This is a genomic window from Dyadobacter sp. AC419, from assembly GCF_979253085.1.
In genome coordinates this window covers 1-22,153 of sequence record NZ_CEEDCD010000024.1, presented here as the reverse complement: position 1 = coordinate 22,153, position 22,153 = coordinate 1, and the positions used below count along the sequence as shown (strand labels likewise).

Sequence of the window (22,153 nt, the reverse complement as noted above, 5' to 3'; positions counted from 1 at the left end):
CGTCATTTTTTCGTTTTGATGACAATAACTCCCTCTTTTCCTGCATCACCATAAACATCAAGGGCACTTTGCTCTTTCAAAACATTAATTGACTCGATCTGATCGGGTTCGATTTGCTTGTATCCCATCGAGCCTCGCTCTGCTTGCTTGACGCCATCAATAATGATTAAGGCTTTACTTCCGGGGCTTTTGTTGCTTCTAATTGTTATCGCCGCCCCGACTTTTGGGAACGAATCTATTTCAGCAATAGGACCGATGTTGGCTGCATAGCGATAATTTGAAAACGTCGCTTTTTTCTCAGTTGCCGGGAGTGTGTCCGAAACTAAGGAAGTTAATGTTCTTGTTGTATAAATCGCATTAAAGTCTTGACGATTCTCACCCCTAATCGATTTGGATTTCGGTTTTTCTGATTTTGTTTCTGGCATTGCAGCAGCTTTAAACTCAGGTGCTTTGGTTTGCTTAGAAACAATTTCAGAAACGACAGGCGGAATGTGTTTTTCGATAGAAGCCGAAACTTGTTTTCTTGCTGCCGTCATAATAATGACAAAACAAATCAATGGCAGAATGATGAAGTATTTGCTTCTTAACCATTCAGAATTCCGGCTTTTGTAAATCATTTTGATCCTGCTTTTCAACAATGGGCCATTGAAAAAATGGTTTGTTAATGAAGCTCCGGGTGCATTGAGTGCGTAAGCAACCAGGAACCGCGCGTATCCATCCCGGTCCGGTGCGTTCTCGTCTGCTAGAAATTCGTGCACTTCCTGAATCGACCGCTTATAAAACCAAAGCACCGGATTAAACCAGAATGCAATCTTTAAAATCTCGACCAAAAGAATGTCCAGGCTGTGCAATTGGCGAATATGGACAGATTCATGCCTCAATATCGGCTCGAAATTCTGCTCGTAATCCATCCGGTTCATAACAAGCCATTTGAAAAATGAGAATGACCCAACATTGCTATGAGAAAGCAGAACGAGATTATATTCATCCAGATCCATTGAATCGCCATTTTTAACAAGCATAACCAGATCTCTGACCGACTTAACGAACATCAGGAATAAGGTTAATGATCCGGTTGCGAGCAAGGGAAACACAATATTGCGCCAATCTGAAAACCACGAAACCGGCTCAGAAGAAATGTGAACAGGAAGACTGGAAACTGCATAAACCGCTGGCCTAGACGCTGTAACCGACTCCGGAAATGTCACCAGCGGCAAAATGAACGCCACTAGCAACGACCCGATCAGATAAATCCGGTTCCAGTTAAAGAATGTATGGTTGCGAAGTAAAAGTCGATACGTAAGGTAAAACAGCACCCAGTACAAATTGACCTTTGCGAGATACAGCAGTGTTTCCATCTTGTTTGGTGAATGTAGGCTTGTTACTTCGCTGTACTATAATGCACCACGGTCGGCACCGATTTGCCAATTTCGCTGCTTGCGCTTCCATCATCAATGTTTTCCTCTAATTGGAAGTTGATCGGTAAATTGAATTTAACATTAACGGGCTTGCCGTTTTGTCGCCCAGGCTTCCATTTTGGAAAAAGCGCCAGCACGCGCGCAGCTTCTTCATCGCATCCCGAACCAATGCCCTTCAACACCGCGATGTCTCTCACATTCCCGTTTTCCGTGATAATGAATTGAAGGAAAACTCTGCCTTGCACATTCGCTTTTGCAGCCTTTGTTGGGTATTTAATGTTTCTGCCCAAAAATTGAAACATAGCTTCCCGTCCACCCGGAAATTCAGGTTCTTCCTCCACAACTGAAAATACAGGACCATTCAGGATGGCCTTATCCTCGGCAGTTTTCTCTTTCATAGCAGCGATTTCCGCCTCATCTTGTTCCGTTTGTTCACAACCTGCGACAAATAATGCGGTGCTGCCGATTACTGTCAGGGCAATCATGTAGGTGCTGAGCATCCATTTCGAAGTTCTGTTCTTGTAGATCATACGAATTCGGTTTTTGATTTGCGATGGTTTGAAAAAATGATTTGTCAAAGAGGTTATTGGCGCTTTTAAGGCATAGGCAACCAGGAATCGTGCATAATAATCTCGGTTTGGAGCCTGTGCATCTGCAAGAAATTCGTGAATTTCCTGCATGGAGCGTTTGTATAACAATAGAAATGGGTTGAACCAGAAAAAGACTTTTAAAATCTCAATAAGCAGAATGTCTAAACTGTGCATCTGCTGCGTATGAACCATTTCATGCCGTAAAATGGCGTCAAAATGATGTTCATAGTCATTGCGGTTGATCACAATCCAGTTCAAAAAGAAAACGAGCCTGTATTGTTAGAATCAATCAGCACAACCGTGCAGTCGTCGAGTTCGATGATCTCGCCTGCTTTTAAAAACCTTCTTAACTGGATAATGTGTTTGAAAAACTGGAATGCCGTAAAGAGCAATCCGATTACGTAAACTGTCCAGAAAAGCTGGGTCTTGGTCATGATCGGCGCCACTTCCGCTTGGTTTGCCCCAACCGTGAAAGCGCCAGCGTCAAGCTGATATACAATGGGAATAGCGGGCGCATTCGCTGGATAAATAAGCAATGGAAGGAGAAAAGCCACCAGCAACGACCCCAGCAAATAGAAGCGGTTCCATTTAAAAAATGTGTGGTTCCGCAACATAAGCTGATAACATGCGATCAGCAGGATCCAATAAAGGTTCACCTTTCCGATATACAATAATGTTTCCATGGCTAACGGATTTACTGTTCGCTTTTGTGATCGTTAATCAACTTCATAATTTCATCCAAATCATTGGTTTTCAGATCATTGTCTTTTCACAAAAAACGAAACGAGATTGGGCAGGGAATTGTCAAAATAATTAACCATCAGCTGCTGCATTTCGTGGCGCTTATATTCTTCCTCGCTGATCAGCGGGAAATATTCATGCGTTTTACCGTAAGCCGTGTAACCCACCACTTCCTTTTTTTCAAGAATCCGGATGATCGTTGAAACGGTGTTATATGCTGGCTTGGGTTCCGGCATTTCTGCTCGATAATGTCTTTTACAAATGCTTTTTTCAATTGCCAATAAATTCCATGATCTCTTCCTCGGCGCGCGTCAAAGTGCGTATTTCCATAATTGAGTGATTATAACAGTAGTGCTTCGAAGTACTAATTCAAAGTTAATACTATTTAGTTAGTTTCAAAACTATTTTATTAGTTATAAAGAGAAAATAAAAAAAACGGAAATAATTAAATCATCCGTTTCAAAGGCGTAAGGGGAATTTTCAAGCAAATTCCGAACCCTTATCTTTCAAGTATTTTCCAGATTACAAACAATGCCATCCAGAATTTCAATGTCTTGATTCCAGTTAACTGTTATCCAATCATTATCTTTTGTAGCGATTATTACATTTTTCGATCTTGTCAGAAACCAAATCACTTTTTCTTGTTCTAACAAGTTGAGGAGCTTTTGGGTTTTGATAGTTATATAGCCATTTTCTGTGAATGTTTCCAGTTCAATGTCCAGGTCAATCTCGATCGAAATTGTTGGGTGGACAGTTGAATAATGCGTGTCGATTTTATCAATAGTTAGCACATTCCTGTCAAAAATTACAATGTCTCCTGACAAGTTGTTTCGCTTATCAATGTGTAGACCAGCTTCATTTGTTGCAATGAGATACTTGTTTCTGTTGATCCAAGAAAACAGGATGCCGAGAATGTAATCAATAATAAAAAACTGCAATGAACTGCAACCCATAATTTCTTCTACCGTTTTCGTTTTGGCCAACACGTCACGGTAACCTTTGCGATACAAGGGTATGCCGTCTATTATTTCATGGATCAGAACGTCAGGTATTTTTTCCACAGCGATTCTTTTTGGTAAAACCTTCTGCGCATTTGAAGAAGCCATCATGTATCTCTTGATTTGCTTGTTTTCAAATGTAGCAAATTTTGCAGTTCGGTTAGGGATCAATGTCCTACCGGTCAACATTCAAAGTTAACGGTAACCGATTGTCTTATAAACCAAAAGCAGCAGAAGTTGCCTCCTGCTGCTTTCGAAATTGTAATGCTTTCTTATTCTACAACGCTCAACTTAACCGTGTTGGTCTTACGTTGTCTTGCAACTGGATGCTCAGGGTGTTGATGAACACATCACCTTTTTGCAATTCACCTTTTTCAACTAAAATCTGTTTGATATCTTCGATCAGATCATCCGTAGACACATCCTGGTCGCGGTCATAATAGAATACTTTCGTTCCCCAGTACAATGCCAATTGATTCATTAACACTTTGTTGGAAGTGAAAATTAGCAAGCCAGCCTTTGGGCGGTGATGGGAAAGACGGAATGATGTATAACCTGAGCGTGTAATCCCGATAATTGCCGTTGCCTGCGTATCACGAGCCAGACGGCAAGCGCTCATCACAACGTAATCATTCAGTTTATTAATGCTTGTGCTCTCACTTACAGCAGCATGGTGTTTGAAATAAATGCTGTTTGTAGATGTTTCAACTCTTTCGATTGTTCTGGTCATGCTTTCGACGGCCAGCAACGGATATTTTCCCGAAGCCGTTTCAGCACTTAGCATTACCGCGTCAGCGCCATCCAAAACTGAGTTAGCAACGTCGTTAAGCTCCGCACGTGTTGCACGAGGGCTGTCGATCATGCTTTCCAGCATTTGAGTCGCTACAATAACTGGTTTTCCAGCCTTGTTACATTTATCAACGATCATTTTCTGGATCATCGGCACTTCCTCCGCAGGAAGTTCAACACCCAAGTCGCCGCGGGCAACCATAATTGCGTCCGTTGCTTCAATGATTTCGTCGATGTTCAAAATCGCTTCCGGCTTTTCGATTTTCGCAACCAGACGCGCCGTTTTGCCTTTGCTGGCAATATATTCTTTTACTTTGATCAATTCAGATGCTGTGCGAACGAATGACAAAGCCACCCATTCAACATTATTTTCAAGACCAAAGTCCAGATCTTCGTAATCTTTTGCAGTTACCGAAGGCATGGAAACCTTCGTATTAGGGAGGTTTACGCCTTTTTTGGATTTCAGGTAACCACCATAAATTACTTCCGTAACCACGTCAGTTCCGTCCATTCCGGTTACAAGCACTTCCAGCTTCCCATCGTCCATCAGGATGCGGTCGCCGATTTTCACGTCATTATACATGCCGTCGTAAGGCGTGCTTACTTTTTCAGCTGTTCCAAGCACCTCAGTGTTGGATAATATCAATTTATTGCCCGCTTCGATCAGGACGCCGTCTTTTTCGGCAACCATTCCAATGCGGATTTTTGGTCCCTGCAAATCCTGCAAAATGGCAAGATTTAAACCATATTCTTCATTGATTTCCCGAATGGTGTTTAATCTTTGAAGGTGATCAGCGTGAGAACCGTGAGAGAAGTTAAGGCGAAAAACGTTTACCCCGGCTTTGGCCAACGCATACAATGTTTCTTTTGTTTCGGAGGCTGGACCTACGGTAGCAACAATTCTGGTTTTTTTGGAAGACATAGATTAATATGCAGTAAAAATGATTTTTATAAACAGTCCACGTCAATCACGACCTGGATGCTTTTGAGCGTCTTATCGGTTAAAATATCAATAACCTTTTCTTGTATAAATGACTTTGCCGCCTTAAAATTAATCTTTTCTCGTTCAAGTTTAATGAGAATGTCGAACAAAAACTGATTTCTTAATCTTTCCACCAATGGCGGCTGCGGTCCGAGAACCCGGCTGGCACCCAGGTTAGCAGTGAGTTTCTCCGCCAGGATCTTCGCTGCCTTGCTGGAAGTCGCTTCGTCGACGTGCTTAACCGTCACTTTTATGAGCCTGGTGAATGGCGGATAATGGAACTTTTCCCGTTCTTCAATTTCGGCTTCATACATCCCGATATAGTCGTTATTGATGATTTTTTCGAGCAATTTCTGGCCGGGATTGTTTGTTTGAATAAGCACTTTTCCCGGCTTATCAGCACGTCGGCCAGCCCGTCCGCTCACCTGCGTAAGCATTTGGAACGCCCGTTCCGATGCGCGGAATTCAGGAAAATGAATGATCCGGTCTGCATCGAAAATCCCGACAATGCTAACATTATCAAAATCAAGTCCTTTGCTCACCATCTGCGTTCCTACGAGAATGTCAATGCCGCCTTCTTCAAATTCTGAAATAATCTGCTGATAAGCATTTTTGGCTCTTGTCGTGTCCAGATCCATCCGTTGCACGCGCGCTTCGGGAAACATGGAATGGATTTCGTCCTCGATCTTTTCAGTCCCGAAACCCATCGTTTTTACCTGCGTAGAACCGCATTGCGGACAAGTTCGCGTAACTTCCCTCTTTATGACCGCAATAATGGCAGCGTAATTCACCCGCTTTCATGTGATAAGTGAGGCTCACATCGCAATTGGCACATTCCGTGATCCAGTTACAGACTTCGCATTGCAAATAAGGCGAGTAACCGCGGCGATTTTGGAAGAGAATGGTCTGCTCTTTGTTTTGAAGGTTGAGTTTCAAATGGTCAATCAGCACAGATGAAAACTCGTTTTTCATCTTGCGCGATTTCTTTTCCTTTTTTGTATCAATCAATTCAAATGTCGGCAATGCTGCATTTCCAAAGCGCTGCTTCATTTCTACAAATCCATATCTGCCCGTTTGTGCGTGATAATAGCTTTCTAATGAAGGCGTTGCGGAGCCGAGAAGCGTTTTGCCTTTGTGCATATAAGACATGATCACCGCCACGTCACGCGCATTGTAACGCGGCGCAGGATCGTGCTGCTTGTAAGAAGTTTCGTGCTCTTCGTCGACAATAATGAGTCCGAGATTATCAAAAGGAAGAAAAACTGCCGAACGCACACCGACAACAAACTGAAATTTCCCGTCTAAAATGCCCTTCCAAACTTCGACGCGTTCGTTATCAGAAAATTTGGAATGATAAATGCCCATTACATCGCCGAAAACCTTTCTTAGCCGGACAACAATTTGCGTTGTCAAAGCAATTTCAGGCAAAAGGAAAAGCACTTGAGAACCGCTTTCCAGGACCTGTTTGATTAACTCAATATAAACTTCCGTTTTGCCACTGCCGGTAATCCCGTGCAATAAAACGACTTCCTTTTCAGCGAAAAGTGCGTGGATTTGCTGGGATGCCTGCTTTTGCGTTTCCGTCAGCGTAATGACAGCATTGCTCGCCGGGATTTCGTCAAATCTTGAAATGAAGATCTCGAACTGCTCAAAAATTCCCTTCTTAATTAATGTGTTTAATGACGCATCCGAAACATTATCATCCTGGCTGAAAATTGATTTATCCAAGCCCTTTTGATTCAAATCCGGATTGTTATAAACCGGAATGTAACTCAAATATTTCATCAGGATTTCCTGCTGTTTGGGCGTTTTGTCCAATGAAGCAGCAAGTTTGGAAAGGGCGTCGCTTGAAGTGTAACTAGCATTCAGCCTGATTTTTCTCAAAACCTTTGGCTTATATCGCTCCTTAACCTCCTCAAAAAGAATAACAGCACGTTTCCCAACAAGCGATTTGATCAGCGCCGTAATGTTGGACCGCTGCAAAAGCCGCTCGACTTCCTCGTAGGAAAGGGTTTGATGTTTTTTAATTTCGTCTACAACGATCCGTTCCTGATCCGTTAGCAAATCGTCATAGTCGAATTCGGGATTCATTTGAATTCTTGACTGACTTGTAATTTTCAGTCCGGCAGGCAGGGCAATGTTGAGGACTTCACCAATGTTGCAGAGATAATAATCCGCAACCCAGTTGAACAGTTCCAATTGTCGGGTTGTAACAATCGGTTCATCATCAAGCAATTCCAGGATATATTTGGCCTGATACTTCGAAGGCGGATTGGTATGAATGTTAGCGACGACAGCCGTAATGACCCTTTTTTGTCCAAATTGCACAATCACCCGCGCACCGACCTTGATCATCCCGCTCATTTCCCTCGGCACCCTGTACGTAAACGAAGAAGGAATCGGAACCGGCAATATCAGATCGGCAAAAAAAGTAGTTTCTTCCTCAAAAAGGGAGGCCATTGTGCAGTGGGAATGTTTTAACTAAAATATGGGGCAAGTTACGATTATCATTTAACCTGCCGGAATTTGATGGAGCTAGAAGATACGTTTCTTCTTCGGATGCTGACGTGTATCAAACACAGCCAGCACAATTACTTTGGTTGCTGTTGCTTTGTATATCAGCAAATTGTGCTTGGTCACTACGGCTTCACGAATTAGGCTATTTTCTGAAATTTGCCTGAACATATTCGGATGATCTGCGATCATATGCAGCACGTTTTCAGTTCTTCTTACAAAATCTTTTATAATAGACTCGTACCAATTCTCTTCCAGATATTCGATGACGCCATGGAAATTGTCAAGTGCTCGGGGAGACCAAACTATTTCTAAAGCCATTTTTTATATGTTTCCCTCGCCTTGTCATGTGATAATTCTAACCCAGCATCGATCTGTTTCAAAGATTCCTTTACATCTGAAACAACTTTTTCAGGAAGATCACCCCATTCGTTATCGAGGTCGAAGTTTTTAAAGATGGATTTGACAGCGTCGATAATGCTCTTATCCTCCGTGTCAAGAAGCCGTTTTGCTAATTCGATCTTTTCAGTTTGCATGTCCATATGATCAAATTTACGGTTTTTGTTTTAAATAATTAGTGAGGATTAAACAATGCAATTTATCTTCAATTCCGCCGAGCTATCCCAGCCAACCATTGCATTGAACAACTTCACTTTACTAAATTTTTCCAAATCATTTTCACTAATCTCAGCTTCCTGAATAATGCCGATGTCGAGCAGAAAAGCCCGTTGGCGGCCCGGTAATAATGGTGAATTTGGTGTTAGCCAGGCGCTTCCGTTGTAGAAGGCGACATTGCAATATTGTGTGTCGGTTATAAGGCCTTTTTTAATGATCAGGATTTCGTCGGCGTCTTTTCGTTGTGCAAAGAGGGTGTTGAGCTCGTCGCGGTCTTCGTATTTGTAACGGTAATCAATGGTGTCGTCATATACGCGCTGGATTTGTGGATTGTTGGCGTGTAGGGCTCCCATTTGATCGCATCGATTTCTTCTTTGTATGAAAGCCTGCATTTGTGCTGTTCATTGCCGAGGCTGTCCGGAATAATGATGAGCTCGCTCAGGTTCCAGTCGTCCGTGAATCCCCAGAGTTCGCGGCGCGTTTTGTTAAGCCGGGCTTCATGGTAAGCCAGATTTTTCAGCACACGATTTTCACAGCAGATCGTTTCAAAACATAATGTGTGGGACATGGAAAAGGGTAGGTAAACTTTATCGATTAACTCTTGATATTCATTCTGCGCATTGCTGCGGGCCGTAATGCCGCCACCACTTTTGAAGACCAACTTTCCAGCCTGATTTTCAATGAAGCGGATCATGACGGCGCTTTCAAAATTTTCTCCGTCAAAATAACCCATCACACCCGTGTAATAACCCCGATCATAATTTTCGGCCGTTTCTATGATTTTTAAAGTGCTAGGCTTTGGCGCACCCGTTATGGATCCCGCCGGCAGCATTTTGAGGAGCAAGTCGCCATATTTTCCATCAAAATCAACGGGGTCCCTGCAATTTCAGAGCTTACCTGCAACAATGTCTTCTCATTCGTTTGAATCCGATCAATGTAACGATATTTTTCAACCCAAACCTTTTCAGCCACCATGCTCAGATCATTGCGAATCAGATCCACGATCGTAGCGTGTTCTGCTGCTTCTTTTGAATCGGATAAGATCACATTTTCAGCATCCTTCACAGACGCATCAATTGTGCCTTTCATTGGAAATGATGAAATCCGGTTTCCTTTGATTTTAATAAAAATCTCCGGGAAAAAACAAACGAACTCGTTCCTATATAAAAACTTATAAGGCGCTTCACTGTTGTTGAATATTTCGCCGAGCGTCAGATTTGTGTCAATAGGAGTCGGGACTGAAGATTGACCAGAAATGAATTTCCTGCATTCAGACTACTGACCACATAAGCGAACTTTCGTTCGTAATCCGCAAATGGAATTGGTGATTTTCGAAAGTGAAAGTCTGTTAGTAATGTTTCTTTCTCGCGCTGAACGTGATTGGTAAAACCATTCAGGTCAAAGCGGCTTTCATTCAGCTCCGGATCATCCAATGTCCAGGCGACTGGTTTTTTGATTCGGTAGTCCACAAGAAAAACAAATGGAGTTTTTGATTTTCCCCAGCCATTCAGTTTTTCTGCAAAATTGCGGATCTGATCTTCCAAATCTTTATTTTAATGTAAACAATGAACATTTTCAACAGCCAGCTAATTTAAAATTCAGAAACCAATTGAAATTGGGTTTATCCGGGTAGAGAAGACACATTTTATTGAGATTATCGCAATGCATATATATGATGTAATCGTCATTGGCGGCGGTCCTTGCGGACTTGCAATGGGCGTGGAGCTGGCCAAAAGCGGTCTTGATTATCTGATCCTTGAAAAAGGCAATCTTACAGAATCCATTCGCCGTTATCCGCGACGGATGCGCTTTTTCTCAACTGCTGAAAACATTGAAATCGGCGGCGTCCCATTTGCGATCTCAGAAGTGAAGGCCAATCGGAATGAAGCATTGCAGTATTATAGAAAAGTTGCAGGCTATTATCATTTGAATTTCAAGCTCTTCATCGACGTCAACCGCACCGAAAAGCAGGCTGACGGAACATTCCTGACTTTTTCCAATGATGGTCAGATCTTTCAGTCGAAAAACGTGGTGCTGGCGACGGGCTATTTTGATGTGCCGAGAATGCTGAACGTGCCGGGTGAAGATCTTCCGCATGTTTCACATTACTATGATGAGCCTTTCAAATATTCTTTCACCAATGTCGTCCTGGTAGGCGGGTCAAATTCTTCGGTTGAGGCTGCATTGAAGCTTTACAGGCATGATGCGCACGTCACAATCGTGCATAAGGAAGCTGATTTTCGCACAAAAGTGAAATATTGGCTCGTTCCGGATGTCAAAAACCGGGTTAAGGAAGGGAAAATTCATACGCGCTTTAACAGCATTACAAAAAGGATCGAGCAGGGCAGGATTGAAGATCCAAAATCTGGAAAGAGGCCAAATGGTTAATGAACCACGGATTTTGTGTTTTTGCTCGTGGGTTATTTGCCGGACGAACATTTGCTTTCGCGCTGCGGTGTCGAACTGGACACAGTCACCAAAGTGCCCACATTTGATAAGGATACATTTGAAACCAATGTGCCCGGACTTTATCTCTGCGGGACGGTTATGGCCGGTGTTTTCACTGAAAAAGTTTTTTATAGAAAAACGGCCGCGACCATGCAGCCGCAATCGCCGATCATTTGTCTGGCAGGGAAAGTCAGGAAAGTGAAGGAGCTGATCGATCGTATTTAAAGCTCATTGCTCAACCAGCACGAGCTTGCGCTTTCTATTTTTGGTCGAAAACTTTTGAATTTTTCCAATCAATCCGTTAGCCCCAACGCCATAACCGACATTTCCGGCAAAACTCATGGCGTGAAAACCTTCTTTGCCCAGCTCACGCCAGGTTTTCCCCCAATCAGGAGAATAACTGTTTCCGGATGGCCCGCTGGCGATCAATGCGAAATCGTCGGACCGAAGTCTTCTGATTCACCATTCATACTGCATCTGTCTTGTGATAAAGCGCAACGCTTTCTTTCAATCCAGTGGGTTTGGTCATGCCTGTGAGTTTCCAGGTTATGCCTCCATCGCGTGTTATGAGCACATTTTGTGTTGAATCGGTTGTTTTCTTGTAATCGCCGCCCACTGCAATTCCGGTCGGCTTGCCCCAGAAATGCAAGCCAAAAATCCCGCTCGTCGGACCGGCTGGCAACGGCGTGGCAGACACTTCCCAGGAACGCCCGTAATCTTCCGACCGGAACACGCGCGCCATTTTACTTCCGCCGGTCCCGATGTAAACTTTGTTTTTTCCCGAGACCAGAATGGAAGTGCCGCTAGCGGCGAAACAAGCTTCGCCTGGTTCGGCAACGGGGCGCTTTTCAATTGGCAATTCCTGCCAGCTCTTTCCACCATCTTCTGTCGTCAAAATGAAGAGCTTTCCGTCGATCGGGTCGCCGAGGCAAATGCCTTTATTTTTGTCCCAAAAGTCGATTCCATCCAGAAAAACCCCATTTTGTGTAGTTTGGTACACAAGCGTCCAGCTGATTCCGCCGTCTTCTGTGCGGTAAATTTTGGCCTTATCTTTCTGCGCTTCACCGGCGCTCATTGCGATTGCAACATCCTTACTGAAAGCATGAATATCCCGAAAGTCCAGCGAGTCCCCGCCTTCAACTTTGGCGGTTAACCATTCTTTTCCGCCATTAATGGTTCTTAAAACAGTTCCTTTCGTGCCGCCAATCCAGCATATAGAGGGCGAAACGGCATGAACAGCACGCATATGGATCTTGGTTTTCAAATCAATGACATTCCATTGCGCTGTCACAAAGTGCGGAGCGAGTGCAAGAATGATCGCGAATAGCGTTAAGATGGGCTTTAGGCGTTGTGGCACAGTATTTTTATTGGAGTGAAGTTCTAACGTATTTATTTTCACAAAATAAGAAATTCATATGAACAAGAACCAAAAATTTCTGATTGGCGCAGTAGGCGCGCTTTTGACAGGCATTGCAATTGGTCTTTTGGTTGCTCCGAAAGATGGAAAAGACACTCGTAAACTGATCAAAACGAAGGCAAATGATCTTGGCGGAAACGCAAAAGACAAGTATGAAAAAAGCCTTGACGAATTGACAGCTTTGGCAGATAAGCTAAAAGACGGGTTTTTGAAAAATGTTTCTGCCGCCAAAGAAAAAGCTGGTTCAGTTGCAGATAATGTGAATGACAGAGTGCGTGGAGTTGTAAACAACAATGCATAATTCCGACATCAAAAAATATTGAAAAGGGCCGTTTCTTAATAGAAGCGGCCCTTTTCGTTGATTAGCGCGGAATCTTTTCGATAATTTCTCTGATCGCCAGATTAATATCTTCCGTAAAGTTTTTGCTCTTCTCAGGAATAATCCCTTCTGCACCGCCTTGCCAGACCATCTTATTGGTTGCCGCGTCCACCAGGTCGATCATAATGGTGCCTTCCCGATATTTCCCTACAACCACTTCCTGACTTTTCCAGGAATAGCGCCTTTGACCCATGTAACGCGGCAAACCGTCTGTTCGGAAATCCGTTTGTCTGGTTTGCAATTCCTCTTTTACATTCAGCGCAATGTTGATTTTCAGGTTCGAATCCCGTTCCTCATCCAATCCTCTTGCTTGCAGATTTTGCGCAATGGCAGCTTTGATAATGCCAACATTCTTTTCAAAATTTTCGGAAACCGTATCGCCTTTTGCCTCAATGTCGTAAAAGCCGAAGGTGGCGTAATCAGACAGTCGGAAATTGTCTTCTTGTTTGGAATTGAGAACCTTATAAGAAGATCCGCAGCCAGAGAGCAGCGCAATAAACCAGATTGAAATGGAAAACAGGGAAACTTTCATCGTGATAAACGGTAAAGTGATCAATTACCCAATAACGCTGCCCAATTCTTTCGCCGCAGCCATGCTGATGCCTTTATAATGCATAAATTCACTCATAATCGCAGTTTGCTCCGCCTCAGTTTTTGCATGGACCGCCTGCTGCAAGCACACTTTCATTTTCTCTTCAATAAATGCTTTTTTGAGCCGGAGAATGTTGATAAAAGCGGTTTTATCCAAAACATCTGTCTCAAACGGGACGAAAATCTCGTATTTCTCAGACCATAATTCGCTAAGCTCGTATTTATTAGCAAGCCAATCGATCGTCAGATTCCTGATATCAGGCTCATGGTGATTCAGGAAATAATCTGTTGGCAAGACCTGATTGCGATTATAATGTTCGCGGAAAAGCACCAGCAAGTGGTGAAAAACGCTGTCTTTAAAATCTATGCCTTCGATCTCGCTCAGAACATATTGACAAACCGTGATCGTAGGTTCCAGTTCACGCGCTCCGTGAACGACCAGAAGCTTAATGAATGCCTCTTCCTGATAATATAGTTTGCTCCGCTGAGGAGCCTCATTTTGCGGTTTTTGCGGGGCAAAAAGATCATCCGGCGACACATTGGATCGATTCCATCGCGGTCGTCTCTCTGCAAATAATGCATCAAGATCGGCCGGACTTTCAGGGAGCCTGATTGCTTTGTCTTGCCGTGCGGTCCTGCGGCTTTTGCGTGTGCAGTTTCCGGAGAAGTTTTATTGCCCTCCGTTATCAGCATTTGCTCAGCCGCTTTCATCATTTCTGACGTTCTGTGGAAAAAGACCTGTCGCTTGATGGCATCCGGAATTTTCACAATGCTGTTTACCACTTCGCCGATGACGGCCGCCAACCGAAAAGGATCATTGCCGGCATCCTGCAACAACATTTCAGTTTTGAAAGTGATAAAGTCCTTGGAATTATATTTCAAATAGGTCTTAAACGCCTCAGCGCCCACCTTACGGACATAACTGTCGGGGTCGTCGCCATCGGGAAACAGCACAATGCTGACATTCAAACCTTCTTCCAAAACCAGGTCCAGACCACGCAATGCGGCTTTTATCCCTGCAGTATCACCATCATACAAAATGGTAACATTGGGCGTAAAGCGGCCGATCAGGCGTATTTGTTCAACGGTTAATGAGGTTCCGGAAGTACGCAACAACATTCTCAATTCCGCCTTGATTCAGGGAAATAACGTCCGGCGTAACCTTCAACCAAATAACAATGATCCTGCCGCCCTGATGGCATTTTTGGCTTGGAAAATGCCATAGAGGACGTCGCTTTTGTGATAAACTTCGGTTTCAGGCGAGTTGAGATATTTCGGCTGGTTGGCCGCTTTGCTTTTATCAGATTTCAGAATGCGGTGCGCTCAAAAGCAATCACTTTCCCGGCAACATTATGTATTGGGAAAATAACCCTTCCGCGGAAGCGATCATAACCGGCCGTCTGGCTTCCTTCTTTATGGATTAGTAACCCAGCTTTTTCAAGCAATTGGGAAGAATATCCTTTTTCCAAAGCCACTTTTGAAAACGCTGTCCCAGGTATCGAGGCTGTAACCAAGCTCAAATTTCTTACGGATCTCACTGGTAAAACCGCGCTCTTTGAAATAACTCAGACCAACCGCCTGGCCCTCGACCGGTCTCCGTGCTAACCGTCGCACGTAAAAGTTTTTGGCAAAATTGAGGATAATGTAAAGGCTTTCACGCTCATTCTGGCGCAATGCTTCTTCGTCCGTAATTTCCTCTTGCTCAATCTCAATGTTGTATTTATCAGCCAGATAGCGCAAAGCTTCTCCATAACCAATGCCATCAATGTCCATCACAAACTTGATGGAATCACCGGCAGCCCCGCAACCAAAGCATTTGTAAATCTGCCGGACCGGGTTTACATTGAAAGAAGGCGTTTTTTCATTGTGAAAAGGGCAGCAAGCGGAATAATTGGCTCCCTTTTTTTTGAGCGATACAAAGTCCCCAACCACTTCGACAATGTCAGCGGTTTGTTTGATCCGTTCAACGGTTTCGGGATTAATGCGCATTTTAAGTTTATTATTTGACGCGGTCGCGCAATTTCACAGGCTGCTTCGTCGGTTTTTGTCAAGCTTCATATTGAGCAATTCTACTAAGAAAGAGAAACGCCATTGCGAAATAGGCATAACCTTTTGGAATTTCATAATGGAAAGCCTCCGCAACGAGAAGCGTACCAATCATCAACAAAAAAGACAGCGCTAAAATTTTAATAGACGGGTGATTATTTACAAAGTCGCCGATTTTGCTCGCAAAAGCGATCATTATAAATGTTGAAGCTCACAACCGCTGCGATCATAATAGGAATTTCCTTCACCAAACCCACGGCGGTAAGCACCGAGTCGAAAGTAAAAAATAATGTTTAGCAACGCGATTTGTATCAATCGCACCGCCGAATGTGAGCGCACCTTTTTTGGCAATGCTGCCGGCCGAGACGTCTTCCGTTTCGCCTTCAAGCTTATGGTGAATTTCCTTAGTTGTGCTGTAAAGCAGGAAAAGTCCGCCGCCTAAAAGGATCAGATCACGCCCGCTAAATCCTCTGCCGAAGATTGTAAGCAAGTCTTCTTTCAGTCCGATTACCCATGAAATTGCAAATAACAGCGCAATTCGCAGACCAAGTGCGATGAGCAAACCATAATTCTGGGCTTTTTTTCGTTGTTCAACCGGCACCTTTCCCGAGACGATCGTAACGAAAATAATGTTGTCGATACTTAATACAATTTCAAGAAGCGTCAGGGTGAGTAAACTTATCAGCGCGTCGGCCGTGAACAGTGCATCCATGATTGATGTAATAAGATTTTAGTCTGATGCAAAGTAGCCCGGTGGTTGACTTTGCACAATTTATACGCCATCTTTCATTAAATTTGATGCCAGTTGCTTAATGGAGTAAAATTTTTTTGAAGAATTGTCCATGATTTTAACTGACGAAAGTAAGAAATTCACATTGGAAAGCTTTTTTCTAATTACTTTAATTTGTTATTTTGCGGTGTTGAAACATATCCAAGAACTTATCAAATCAGATATATAGATATTTAAAATATAGTGTGTGTATAGTGTGAAAGCAGGGCATGGAAATTTTTCTATGCCTTTGTTTTTTTATAACTACTTTATTTTAAGCCTGCATACACATTCTTTATATAACTTTATCAATTGCCCTGCAACGTCCGTTTGCCAGCTTTCATCGGCACAATTAAGCTTCTCCCGTGCTTCCTGCAATGTTGTAATGAGATCCACCTCAGAAATATCCGCAAACACATAACAGAAAATCGGTACGTGTTACTGCATCGGAAGCCAGCACAGCCACGCCAAGCGAACGCGCTTCGAAAATAGAAAGTGACACGCCGTCCGTGCTCGTATTTCTGATAAATGCATCGGAAACGCGCAATACATTCCTAAAATCATGAAGTCCTTGAATGAAAAGAATTTTAAATGGAATGGTCCCAAATGAATTTTTGATAAAAGGCAGATAATTCCCGCTCGGATCTGATATCACCAAGCCAGCCGAATCAGTCTTCATCAGGTGAGTGACGATTGCTGAAATTCCCATACAGCTCAACGTCACGCTTATCGAAAACTAGATTCCATGCATTGGTGCAAAAGATACTTCTTTATAGCGCTTTCTAAATTCAGAAAGCTTTTTGCTATCAGGTTCATTCAGACGCGCAATGTGCTTCGAATCAATAAAAGTTGAGATCAGTTTTGCATTGCTGTTCCGATATTTGGCGCGATGAAGGCTTTCTGGATTCTGGACAATCGCGACCGAAGCCAGCTTTGCTGAGATATTAACTGCCCAGTTTCCAAACAATCCATATCTGCCCCAATTTCCATGATAAGTCAGGATTAACCGTTTGAAACAAATCCGGCAGCATAATGCAAATAGCGCTTGCGCAAACGGATTAGACACATGTAAATGGATTACGCGATGTCTTGCTATGCTGCTTAAAATGCTTTCTAATCGCTCATTATTGAGGTTGCAAAATGAAAACTGCTGAAAACCACTCTCTGTCAATGCTGCAATTAATCTGCTGACATGCACCGTAACGCCACCGATTGGAGGCGGGATTTTTCCGATGATTAAGACTTTTCGCATTTTTCAAATCGTGCGGCATTATCGCACGTTACATTTCTCGCATAGAAATAAAGGCACATTAACAGCACCGGAGCAATGCAGTTTACGGTGACACTTTTGGCTGGCAAAATCACAAATACGCTGCCGACCGTGTGATTGAAAAGTAAATAGAAAATGAGGCTTATTAGTAAAAGAGAATGGTTTCGCTGGAACTCATAATCTTGAATAACAGAATCAAAAAGTGTGCATACAAACCGTAAATGCAAACAATCCCAATCAAACCCTGCTCCGCGAGCACGGTGTAAAAAAGTGAATGTGCCTCGCGGTAACCCGGCCCCATGACTTCAAAACTCGCTGTGCCGTGACCAACTAATGGGCTTTGCAAAAACAACGCATAACCGATTGCATGAATTTCAGCGCGGCCACTGCTTTGTTGCAGTTTCGCCAGGACAGAATCTGATCCGGCAATGTCCCCAAATCTCAATGTCCAGAAATAAGCCATATCCAGGTCTTGCAAGCGTAATGTTAAATCCGGAATGCATAAGATTGTTATCAACACGAGCACAGGCAAGCTCGTAAACGATAACTGAATTTTAGCAATAAGCGCTGTAATCAGGAGATAGGGGAAACTGAGAATCACTGCACCTCGAGAAAATGAAAAGATGACGATGCTGACAAAGAGCCCAATGCACCCCAATCTGATTAGGCCCGAAAAATTCCTTTTGGGATTGTAAAGCAGCACGAGCGGCCATAGCAAGATGAAATAAGCCATGGTTACGTTTGTGTCTGTAATGTTTCTGGTTGCCAGTAAGTTATCAGATCCTTTGTAAGCCGCGCCTGCGAAAACCAACCCAAAAGTGCCGGTTCCAGAGAATAAGAAAAAGGACGAAAAAGTACATTTCCCAGAAAATGCTGAAAATCGCTCGCCTCCGAAGCCGCTTTGAGATAGATGAAAAAATACGGAAGGAGCACAATGAAAATCAAAAAGCCACCAAGGGCAACATTTACCAGATTAGGAGAAATCAGGAGGAATGCGGTTTGGAAAACGACCCATAACGTTAAAAAATAGCGTTCACCTGTGCTGAGCAAAGTGTTTTTTGAAATGAAAAAGAGCCCGAAATAGATGCTCAGAATAATAAAAGGCATCAATCGCCAAAGCGAATTTGCACCTGCGGGAAAAGAATATTTTTGAAACAGGTGAATGAACTGCGTGAATATGGGCAGGGGCAAGCACATGAAATAATTTGTGCGCCGAAGCTGAAAAACAAGCTGATTAAACAATAGATGTAAAATGCAAAGACAACAGTTACTTGCAGATCATTCTCACCGAATGTAAGCAACTGATCAAATACACTCACACCTATCACGGCAATCACCAGCGACATTGCAGCCTTGCAGCCTATTTCGATCACTAACCCAAACATTCCACAATTGTTTGGGCTGTGAACTTGACAGACTTTGCTTCGTTAAAGTGCGTAAATGGCCTGATATCGGGCGCTTGGTAGGCTATTTTGTGATTTAAAATGTCTGTCAGCGCCTCAAACAACTCGTTTTTATTGGTCACGACATTGTCCCATTGCAACACGTTTAGGGGAACTTGATGCGAATAATCATAAAGACTTTTTACTGATTGGTGACGAGAATTTGTGTTGGGGCCGTCATAAGCAATGCTTATAATAGGTTTGCCACAAGCCGCTGCATCCAGCTTAATGGTCGAAGCGAATTGAATGCAGACATCACAAACATGCAGCATTTCAGAAAGCGAGTTGAGGAAGTCAAAGTCGGGGAGCCAGTGATAAAAATCCTTTGAACTATGCGAACTCATGCTCTCCGGGAACCAGATTGTAAGTGCTTTCTTCTGCACAAGATGCTGATATGCAGCATAATTGTCGGCCGGATGGCATCTGATGAGCACATGCACGTTGCCTTTTAATTTTGCATAATCCAGCACATCATTGATAATCTCCAACTGATTTGGAAAGTGCCTAATCGCGCTGGTTGCTATCAAAATGATTTTGTCAGCAACAATGGAATAACGTTTCCTTATCTCAACATGAAAACCTCTATTAATATGTTGAAAATGAATGTCAAAGCGTGGAATGCCTGTTATCCTGACCACATTAGCCTCAACCCTGAAAACAGAATAAAAGCGCAGAAATTCATCTTTCATGAATTGATTCCATACTAAAACGCGATCATGATTCGCATTAATGACGCCTTTTGAAGTGAGATTATCCCAACTGATCACCATTGCAAGCGACTTAATGCCTCTTTTTTGCGTGAAATTGATGATCTGGTTTTCTCTCAAATCCAATGGTGAAGTAGAAATGACGCCCTCAAAACCGTAAAGCAAAAGCGGCCTAAGCTTGCAGGAGAACGACGTTAGAAAGATGAGCAGCCAGCGTAAGAGCCTCAGAATAATAAGGTTTACACCCAGGAAATTCAGCATTTTCAAACCTATTTCAATGAAGTAACGCGTTATTTAAGGCAAGTTTCCATATTTGATATTTTGCGTTACAATGTTGTGATAATTCGCAAAAAGGGCTTTTTCGAGCTTCCTAAGCAGCCTTAAACATTTTGTTTCCGGCTAAGCCCACATCAAACAGCACTAAGTCAATTTCAAAATGGCTATTAATGAATTCAAGCTCTTTGCTGCCGATCATTGTTGAAAGCAAATGAATGTCATAATGCATGGCTAGGCATTTAATCAAACCGCTATGAATGACGTTGATAGCGGCGAAACTGTTTGTTAGGAGCAACAGGACAGGTTTTTTACACATGCGCATCATGCATTAAGCGCGTCGCCATTTGCCAATCGTCCATCGTGTCAATGTTTACATTCGGCTCATCATCCGTTCGGTAACCGACACATTTGCCTGCCATTAAACCTTGCGATAGCCATGCGGTTTTTGACAAATAAATTTTCCCATCTCGGCTGAATGAATCGGGCAAATCCTGTCTTCTCGTTGCGAATTGTGTTTTCGGAAAAATTTTACGCAGCTCATTATGAGACATTTCAAAGGCCCAATAAGGATTATATTGATCAGGAATTTTGCAAATGGTAACGAGGCTATCGGCATCCGACTGTAACATGTGTTTCACAGCATTATCTATTAGACCTGCACTTCGGAAAGGGGAGGAGGGTTGCAAAAGGCAAATGCAATCGAAATGGATGTTGCTATTTTGGTAAAATGTCACGGCATGTTTAATTACGTCAAGAGATGTGGCTTCGTCACCCGACAACTCGGGCGGTCTCACAAACGGCGCTTCGATCCTTTCCCAGTTTTTGGCAAAGGCAATTGTTTTCTCACAATCACTCGACACAACGATTTTGGTCAAAAGCTTCGATTCCAATGCGGATTCGATGGTGTATTGAATCAATGGCTTGTTGCCTGAAGCAACTTCATATTTTTTCCGGGCACACCTTTCGAGCCTTTTCGCGCGGGAATAATTGCCAGGATTGTTGGGAAATGCCTCATTAGTATGTCATTCGTTTGTCAATTTTCAGTGCCACATTTGCCAGCAAATCCGCAATCTTAACACCCGCATCGCCGCTTCCATAAAGGTGAACGCCAGGATAGGATCCGTGAAGAGTCTGTTTTTGTATAGCATTCATTATCGCGTCACGGTCATGAAGGACGTCCATAACATGCTCTGCTTTTTCCCTTCCACGTTGCCTGTTGCCAATGTTCACAACCGGAATTCCCCAAAAAGGAACCTTCCCGAATGCCCGCGCTCGAATTGCCGACGAAGCAAGCGCAGCCTTTAATGAGTTTGAGAAAAAGCTCAGGATTCAGATTTCGTAAGAAATAGATCAGCAGATTTTTATTCGTCATTTTGAATGTCTTGATTCTTTCCAGCACTTCTATTGGATCCGAAATCTGCATTCGGTGTGAACCAGAATGTAGGAATCTGCAATGTGTCAATTGCTTGTAAAAGGCTGTTTGTCTGTTGTTTAATGCAATGGTTTTCTGTTGTGACCGGGTGATGCATGACGACAAGATATTGACCGGACTTTAACGATTTTCCAGAAACAGTTTGTCCGCTTTCGTAATCAAAGCGGACATTTCGATCACCTGTGATTTGATGCGCAAGGTCAATGGAAGGACAGCCTGTATGCCAAACAGCGCGTCAGGAGTTTCACCCATCTTTATCAGCCGCTGACGTGCCGCATCCGTAGCGACAAAGTGATAATCAGCCAACTTGGATACAGCATGCCTTACTTTTTTCGTCAAATGTTCCCCGTAACCTCGCCACCCTGAACGTGAGCCAGCGGAATGTTCATAAAAGATGCAGCAATGGCTGCCGACATGGTTTCATACCGGTCCGCAATGGTCACCACAATGTCGGGTTTGATGTTTTCAAAAATCGACGCAAGTTCAATGATTCCCAGGGCAGTGGTCTTGGCCGCAGCGGTCAGATTTTCGTTGTCCAGCAGATTTGAAACCTTAATAATGTTGTCGAATCCGTCCTTTTTTTATCAGCTGAAACAGACCTCCGTATTTTTCGAGTTGAAGCGGCGCACGAAAATGCGAAAGCGTTTCACGATAAATGCGAAAACTAGAGAACGGACAATGAGAGGCTCGGTCAAATATCCGGTTTTTCAAAACCCAACGAAGCAGCAC

General features: G+C 43.3%; 33 protein-coding genes and 5 pseudogenes. 2 read left to right on the top strand and 36 right to left on the bottom strand.

The window, feature by feature from the left end; translation table 11 throughout:
* Positions 1 to 2: 2 nt before the first annotated feature.
* The 13 genes and pseudogenes from AC0IYG_RS22325 to AC0IYG_RS22265 form a co-directional block, all read right to left on the bottom strand.
* Positions 3 to 1,358, bottom strand: a complete 1,356-nt coding sequence (locus AC0IYG_RS22325) for a M56 family metallopeptidase (RefSeq protein ID WP_471713294.1) — start codon at positions 1,356 to 1,358, stop codon at positions 3 to 5.
* A gap of 23 nt (positions 1,359 to 1,381) precedes the next feature.
* On the bottom strand, positions 1,382 to 2,266 hold the full coding sequence (locus AC0IYG_RS22320) for a TonB family protein (protein ID WP_471713293.1): 885 nt from the start codon (positions 2,264 to 2,266) through the stop codon (positions 1,382 to 1,384).
* Positions 2,263 to 2,691: a hypothetical protein gene (locus AC0IYG_RS22315; protein WP_471713292.1), complete on the bottom strand. Its 429-nt coding sequence runs from the start codon at positions 2,689 to 2,691 to the stop codon at positions 2,263 to 2,265. The genes AC0IYG_RS22320 and AC0IYG_RS22315 overlap by 4 nt, the downstream gene beginning before the upstream one ends.
* 11 nt (positions 2,692 to 2,702) lie before the next feature.
* Positions 2,703 to 3,079 (bottom strand): annotated as a pseudogene (locus AC0IYG_RS22310) (BlaI/MecI/CopY family transcriptional regulator).
* A 176-nt stretch (positions 3,080 to 3,255) separates the two neighbouring features.
* A complete protein-coding gene (locus AC0IYG_RS22305; protein ID WP_471713291.1) occupies positions 3,256 to 3,858 on the bottom strand; it encodes a Uma2 family endonuclease in 603 nt (200 codons plus the stop codon).
* Between the two features lie 161 nt (positions 3,859 to 4,019).
* Positions 4,020 to 5,458 (bottom strand): annotated as a pseudogene (pyk, locus tag AC0IYG_RS22300) (pyruvate kinase).
* Positions 5,459 to 5,484: 26 nt separating this feature from the next.
* Positions 5,485 to 7,978, bottom strand: a pseudogene (priA, locus tag AC0IYG_RS22295) (replication restart helicase PriA).
* 75 nt (positions 7,979 to 8,053) lie between these two features.
* Complete coding sequence (locus AC0IYG_RS22290; RefSeq protein WP_471713290.1) at positions 8,054 to 8,353, bottom strand: type II toxin-antitoxin system RelE/ParE family toxin; 300 nt, start codon at positions 8,351 to 8,353, stop codon at positions 8,054 to 8,056.
* Positions 8,344 to 8,574: a hypothetical protein gene (locus AC0IYG_RS22285; protein ID WP_471713289.1), complete on the bottom strand. Its 231-nt coding sequence runs from the start codon at positions 8,572 to 8,574 to the stop codon at positions 8,344 to 8,346. Before AC0IYG_RS22285 ends, AC0IYG_RS22290 begins: the two co-directional genes overlap by 10 nt.
* A 42-nt stretch (positions 8,575 to 8,616) precedes the next feature.
* On the bottom strand, positions 8,617 to 8,847 hold the full coding sequence (locus AC0IYG_RS22280; protein ID WP_471713562.1) for an aminotransferase class IV: 231 nt from the start codon (positions 8,845 to 8,847) through the stop codon (positions 8,617 to 8,619).
* 17 nt (positions 8,848 to 8,864) lie between these two features.
* Positions 8,865 to 9,479, bottom strand: a complete 615-nt coding sequence (locus AC0IYG_RS22275) for a chorismate-binding protein (RefSeq protein WP_471713288.1) — start codon at positions 9,477 to 9,479, stop codon at positions 8,865 to 8,867.
* A complete protein-coding gene (locus AC0IYG_RS22270) occupies positions 9,458 to 9,847 on the bottom strand; it encodes a chorismate-binding protein (protein WP_471713561.1) in 390 nt (129 codons plus the stop codon). The genes AC0IYG_RS22275 and AC0IYG_RS22270 overlap by 22 nt, the downstream gene beginning before the upstream one ends.
* A gap of 11 nt (positions 9,848 to 9,858) precedes the next feature.
* Positions 9,859 to 10,191 (bottom strand): hypothetical protein, encoded by a 333-nt coding sequence (locus tag AC0IYG_RS22265; RefSeq protein WP_471713287.1) that lies wholly within the window; start codon positions 10,189 to 10,191, stop codon positions 9,859 to 9,861.
* 118 nt (positions 10,192 to 10,309) lie between these two features.
* On the opposite strand from AC0IYG_RS22265, the pseudogene AC0IYG_RS22260 reads away from it, so the two are divergent.
* A pseudogene (locus AC0IYG_RS22260) lies at positions 10,310 to 11,320 on the top strand (YpdA family putative bacillithiol disulfide reductase).
* A 3-nt stretch (positions 11,321 to 11,323) separates the two neighbouring features.
* Here the strand turns inward: AC0IYG_RS22260 and AC0IYG_RS22255 are convergent.
* The gene (locus tag AC0IYG_RS22255; RefSeq protein ID WP_471713286.1) at positions 11,324 to 11,524 is read right to left on the bottom strand and encodes a hypothetical protein; all 201 of its coding nucleotides are present in this window, start codon (positions 11,522 to 11,524) and stop codon (positions 11,324 to 11,326) included.
* A 37-nt stretch (positions 11,525 to 11,561) separates the two neighbouring features.
* Positions 11,562 to 12,452 carry an oxidoreductase gene (locus AC0IYG_RS22250; protein ID WP_471713285.1) on the bottom strand — a complete coding sequence of 297 codons (891 nt, stop codon included), beginning with the start codon at positions 12,450 to 12,452 and terminating at the stop codon, positions 11,562 to 11,564.
* A 58-nt stretch (positions 12,453 to 12,510) separates the two neighbouring features.
* Between AC0IYG_RS22250 and AC0IYG_RS22245 the strand changes: the two genes are divergently transcribed.
* Entirely contained in the window at positions 12,511 to 12,813 is a 303-nt protein-coding gene (locus AC0IYG_RS22245) for a YtxH domain-containing protein (RefSeq protein ID WP_471713284.1), read from the top strand.
* A 61-nt stretch (positions 12,814 to 12,874) separates the two neighbouring features.
* Here the strand turns inward: AC0IYG_RS22245 and AC0IYG_RS22240 are convergent, their stop codons facing one another.
* The 21 genes and pseudogenes from AC0IYG_RS22240 to AC0IYG_RS22140 all read right to left on the bottom strand — a co-directional run bounded on the left by AC0IYG_RS22240 (position 12,875) and on the right by AC0IYG_RS22140 (position 21,921).
* On the bottom strand, positions 12,875 to 13,423 hold the full coding sequence (locus AC0IYG_RS22240) for a DUF4136 domain-containing protein (RefSeq protein ID WP_471713283.1): 549 nt from the start codon (positions 13,421 to 13,423) through the stop codon (positions 12,875 to 12,877).
* Positions 13,424 to 13,447: 24 nt separating this feature from the next.
* Positions 13,448 to 13,819 carry a hypothetical protein gene (locus tag AC0IYG_RS22235; protein ID WP_471713282.1) on the bottom strand — a complete coding sequence of 124 codons (372 nt, stop codon included), beginning with the start codon at positions 13,817 to 13,819 and terminating at the stop codon, positions 13,448 to 13,450.
* A 44-nt stretch (positions 13,820 to 13,863) separates the two neighbouring features.
* Positions 13,864 to 14,601: a toprim domain-containing protein gene (locus tag AC0IYG_RS22230; RefSeq protein WP_471713281.1), complete on the bottom strand. Its 738-nt coding sequence runs from the start codon at positions 14,599 to 14,601 to the stop codon at positions 13,864 to 13,866.
* A 45-nt stretch (positions 14,602 to 14,646) separates the two neighbouring features.
* A complete protein-coding gene (locus AC0IYG_RS22225; RefSeq protein ID WP_471713560.1) occupies positions 14,647 to 14,793 on the bottom strand; it encodes a hypothetical protein in 147 nt (48 codons plus the stop codon).
* Positions 14,790 to 14,927, bottom strand: coding sequence for a hypothetical protein (locus tag AC0IYG_RS22220; RefSeq protein ID WP_471713279.1), 138 nt, complete (start codon positions 14,925 to 14,927; stop codon positions 14,790 to 14,792). The genes AC0IYG_RS22225 and AC0IYG_RS22220 overlap by 4 nt, the downstream gene beginning before the upstream one ends.
* Positions 14,920 to 15,471 carry a CHC2 zinc finger domain-containing protein gene (locus tag AC0IYG_RS22215; RefSeq protein WP_471713278.1) on the bottom strand — a complete coding sequence of 184 codons (552 nt, stop codon included), beginning with the start codon at positions 15,469 to 15,471 and terminating at the stop codon, positions 14,920 to 14,922. The genes AC0IYG_RS22220 and AC0IYG_RS22215 overlap by 8 nt, the downstream gene beginning before the upstream one ends.
* A 58-nt stretch (positions 15,472 to 15,529) precedes the next feature.
* Positions 15,530 to 15,724, bottom strand: coding sequence for a hypothetical protein (locus AC0IYG_RS22210; protein WP_471713276.1), 195 nt, complete (start codon positions 15,722 to 15,724; stop codon positions 15,530 to 15,532).
* 48 nt (positions 15,725 to 15,772) lie between these two features.
* Positions 15,773 to 16,240, bottom strand: a complete 468-nt coding sequence (locus AC0IYG_RS22205; RefSeq protein ID WP_471713275.1) for a TerC family protein — start codon at positions 16,238 to 16,240, stop codon at positions 15,773 to 15,775.
* A gap of 454 nt (positions 16,241 to 16,694) precedes the next feature.
* Positions 16,695 to 16,976, bottom strand: coding sequence for a glycosyltransferase (locus tag AC0IYG_RS22200; protein WP_471713274.1), 282 nt, complete (start codon positions 16,974 to 16,976; stop codon positions 16,695 to 16,697).
* Between the two features lie 57 nt (positions 16,977 to 17,033).
* A complete protein-coding gene (locus AC0IYG_RS22195; RefSeq protein ID WP_471713273.1) occupies positions 17,034 to 17,549 on the bottom strand; it encodes a hypothetical protein in 516 nt (171 codons plus the stop codon).
* A 163-nt stretch (positions 17,550 to 17,712) separates the two neighbouring features.
* Complete coding sequence (locus tag AC0IYG_RS22190; protein WP_471713272.1) at positions 17,713 to 18,300, bottom strand: O-antigen ligase family protein; 588 nt, start codon at positions 18,298 to 18,300, stop codon at positions 17,713 to 17,715.
* A 2-nt stretch (positions 18,301 to 18,302) separates the two neighbouring features.
* Positions 18,303 to 18,674, bottom strand: a complete 372-nt coding sequence (locus AC0IYG_RS22185; protein ID WP_471713271.1) for a hypothetical protein — start codon at positions 18,672 to 18,674, stop codon at positions 18,303 to 18,305.
* Entirely contained in the window at positions 18,674 to 18,952 is a 279-nt protein-coding gene (locus AC0IYG_RS22180) for a hypothetical protein (protein ID WP_471713270.1), read from the bottom strand. Before AC0IYG_RS22180 ends, AC0IYG_RS22185 begins: the two co-directional genes overlap by 1 nt.
* On the bottom strand, positions 18,940 to 19,977 hold the full coding sequence (locus tag AC0IYG_RS22175) for a CDP-glycerol glycerophosphotransferase family protein (protein WP_471713558.1): 1,038 nt from the start codon (positions 19,975 to 19,977) through the stop codon (positions 18,940 to 18,942). The genes AC0IYG_RS22180 and AC0IYG_RS22175 overlap by 13 nt, the downstream gene beginning before the upstream one ends.
* Positions 19,978 to 20,086: 109 nt before the next feature.
* Positions 20,087 to 20,221 (bottom strand): hypothetical protein, encoded by a 135-nt coding sequence (locus AC0IYG_RS22170; protein WP_471713269.1) that lies wholly within the window; start codon positions 20,219 to 20,221, stop codon positions 20,087 to 20,089.
* A 79-nt stretch (positions 20,222 to 20,300) separates the two neighbouring features.
* Entirely contained in the window at positions 20,301 to 20,909 is a 609-nt protein-coding gene (locus AC0IYG_RS22165; RefSeq protein WP_471713268.1) for an acylneuraminate cytidylyltransferase family protein, read from the bottom strand.
* Positions 20,906 to 21,007: a cytidylyltransferase domain-containing protein gene (locus AC0IYG_RS22160; protein ID WP_471713267.1), complete on the bottom strand. Its 102-nt coding sequence runs from the start codon at positions 21,005 to 21,007 to the stop codon at positions 20,906 to 20,908. The genes AC0IYG_RS22165 and AC0IYG_RS22160 overlap by 4 nt, the downstream gene beginning before the upstream one ends.
* Positions 21,007 to 21,222, bottom strand: a complete 216-nt coding sequence (locus AC0IYG_RS22155) for a hypothetical protein (protein WP_471713266.1) — start codon at positions 21,220 to 21,222, stop codon at positions 21,007 to 21,009. Before AC0IYG_RS22155 ends, AC0IYG_RS22160 begins: the two co-directional genes overlap by 1 nt.
* On the bottom strand, positions 21,158 to 21,415 hold the full coding sequence (locus tag AC0IYG_RS22150; protein ID WP_471713569.1) for a hypothetical protein: 258 nt from the start codon (positions 21,413 to 21,415) through the stop codon (positions 21,158 to 21,160). The genes AC0IYG_RS22155 and AC0IYG_RS22150 overlap by 65 nt, the downstream gene beginning before the upstream one ends.
* A complete protein-coding gene (locus tag AC0IYG_RS22145; protein ID WP_471713265.1) occupies positions 21,354 to 21,521 on the bottom strand; it encodes a hypothetical protein in 168 nt (55 codons plus the stop codon). Before AC0IYG_RS22145 ends, AC0IYG_RS22150 begins: the two co-directional genes overlap by 62 nt.
* A gap of 23 nt (positions 21,522 to 21,544) precedes the next feature.
* A pseudogene (locus AC0IYG_RS22140) lies at positions 21,545 to 21,921 on the bottom strand (UDP-N-acetylglucosamine 2-epimerase).
* Positions 21,922 to 22,153 lie beyond the last annotated feature (232 nt).